1 protein-coding gene is annotated in these 1,223 nt (G+C 56.0%); it reads left to right on the forward strand.

Features of this window, described 5'->3' with window-relative positions:
* Positions 1–1,212 (forward strand): hypothetical protein (locus ACOCD2_RS20670; RefSeq protein WP_419589129.1); only part of this gene is annotated, 1,212 nt, incomplete at its 5' end.
* Between the last annotated feature and the right edge of the window lie 11 nt (positions 1,213–1,223).

The raw sequence follows: 1,223 nt of genomic DNA on the forward strand, positions 1-1,223 counted from the left end.
GGTTTAGTATGGGGGGCTTATGCTGCGCCGGTGTTATACAAACAGGCAAATGTTGTGCTCATTCAGCGGAAGGACGTATTGTGGACAGGTGTGCCGGGAGAAGATTATCTCAATTTCGGTTCAGTGGTGGTAAGCGGGGACAACAGCAAGCTCATGTTCAATGTTACCTGCGAATTCTGCCAAGCTCCGGCCGGCTTCAATAACCGTCCTTTCGTGGCAGATACCAACGGCGGCAATGTCACCGATATTTCCGATCTCTTTCCGGTCGATCTGGCCAGCAGTTGGTCGGGATGGGGCAACATGGCGCTTGATGATGATGGCAGCAAGGCTTTCATCAGCGTCCTGCGTAGCGGGGGTGAAAAGAATATCTATTACAAGGATCTGTCCAGCGGGAACAACTACTACGCCGTAAACAGCAACGATTTCAGCAACGCCTGGCTCAATCACGATGCCTCTGCCCTGTATCTTGGAAAGTTCGATGCCGGCTACGACGACATTCTGAAAAGACACAAACAGGGACTGTGGTGGGCTCAGCTCGGTGGCGCGCCGCGCTGGTATCTGGACATTCACGACATGCCCTGCAACGGTATGTGCGACAACCTGAACGCACTGGGTTACATGGGAAACTCCAAGCGTGATGACCATACCTTTTTCGTCTGGAACAGCGGCGCTCCCAGTAATATCTGCGCAGGTGAAGACTGCAACCACAATGCCCTGTGGCACAGCCAGCTGGACGGCAGGGCCGAAACCCTGACCGACCGGGAACACTACTGGGTATCCTCCTATGTGGGTGGCTGGCGCGGCATCAGCACGGAAAGAGGTGAGACGGTGCTCTACAGTTACATCGACCGCAAGGGCGACCCTCAAAAACTGGTCACCGTTGACAGGGCCAACCGTGCGGAGAAGGAACTGACCTGGACGACCAGTTTGAACGGCTTCGACGATGCCTTCATCACACCCAGTGGTCGCTACGCGGCAGCATGGGCTCTGCCGGAGGCTATCATCGGCAGACGCTGTTCGACCTGCTCCACGACAGCACCCGGGATACCTGGTCCTACTACCTCCCTAACAATACGTCATATATCAGCAATATGGCCTTGGATCGCTCGCTGCCAGCCATGGAGAGCGAAGCGAAGGCTGGTAGACCCCAGTAGCCGCGAGGCCGCACTGCTTACCCGTCGTGCGCATAGCGCCAGAGGGGAAGCAAAGTAGGCATCCAAACG

This window comes from Thiolapillus sp. (genome assembly GCF_048562965.1).
GTDB classification, from domain to species: domain Bacteria; phylum Pseudomonadota; class Gammaproteobacteria; order Chromatiales; family Chromatiaceae; genus Thiolapillus; species Thiolapillus brandeum_A.